Source organism: Arthrobacter glacialis (genome assembly GCF_002909415.1).
GTDB classification, from domain to species: Bacteria; Actinomycetota; Actinomycetes; order Actinomycetales; family Micrococcaceae; genus Specibacter; species Specibacter glacialis.
Window position 1 is genome coordinate 1 of record NZ_PPXB01000031.1, and the last position, 1,085, is coordinate 1,085.

General features: G+C 60.0%; 1 protein-coding gene. It reads left to right on the forward strand.

Translation table 11 applies throughout. From position 1 onward, the window contains the following. A partial coding sequence (locus tag CVS28_RS20040) for a hypothetical protein (RefSeq protein ID WP_207797267.1) occupies window positions 1–218 on the forward strand: 218 nt, incomplete at its 5' end. Window positions 219–1,085 lie beyond the last annotated feature (867 nt).

Sequence of the window (1,085 nt, forward strand, 5' to 3'; positions counted from 1 at the left end):
ACCAATTCAATATAAATAAATTGGTATCAATAAAACTTGGCACACTATTGAGTTCTCAAACAACAACCACACCCAGCCAACACACCCAAACCAACAAACAGTCCGCGATGATCAGTGCCGAGGCAACCCACCCAACACCAGTAAACCTGGCATCTTCTTGGGGGTTTTTCGTTCCCCCAACGAGCGGGGCAACTCGAAAAACAATACACACCTTTTAGCGAACACGCAAACCAGCTGGCCCCCTCTAGGCCCTCACAGGCTCCCGCACCAGTCACCACCGGGAGTAACTTCCCCGAGTTCACACCAATTATGGGGCCTGGAATACCCGAAATGAGACCTAGGATACACCACCGAAAACACCCCCTCAACACCGCCCTGCAGGCACCCCACCACCACACAATCCCCCTCCCCGCTACCCAAAACAGCAAGCAACGCACCCCCCTCACTCCCCCGACCCATCAAAAGCCACCTGCCAGGCAGGCCCCCACACCCCCAGCAAAAGCGCCACCAGTGGCAGTGTTCCCACTGAGCACCGCTGAGCACTGCCGCCCCACTTCTCCCGTTGACCTCAACGACGCCGGCAGTCCCGGCATAGACACTGCCAAGCACCCTAGCCGAGTGTGTCATTGCTGACGTCCTCACCCACCACCACCAACCGCACTCCCCCGCCGGGCGCCACCAACCACACACCACCCTCATCCCCCACAAACCACAACCCTCACAACCCACACCACCACCACCAGTGCTGGCAGCAAGGGCCAAGACCAGGGCAGCTCGCCCACACGGCGCAGCCACCACTGGGTCCACGCCTAGCCGTGCCGGCACACCCACCACCTAGGACCTAGCCGGCCGGCGGGTCGTGTGGTTATTAGACCGGTGGGTCTTGTGGTTAAACAGCAAGGGCCGCCCTGGAAAGGGCGGCCACAGCGAAGTGAGACGTGGTGAGGTGCGGCGTGGTGTTAAACGACGGTGGCCACCGTGGTGGGGTGGCCGTGAGGGTGTGTGGTTGTTAAAGCAAGGGAGGCCCCACACCGTGGTGTGGGGCCTCTACCTTTTTTACGTGTTGTCCGGCGGTGTCCTACTCT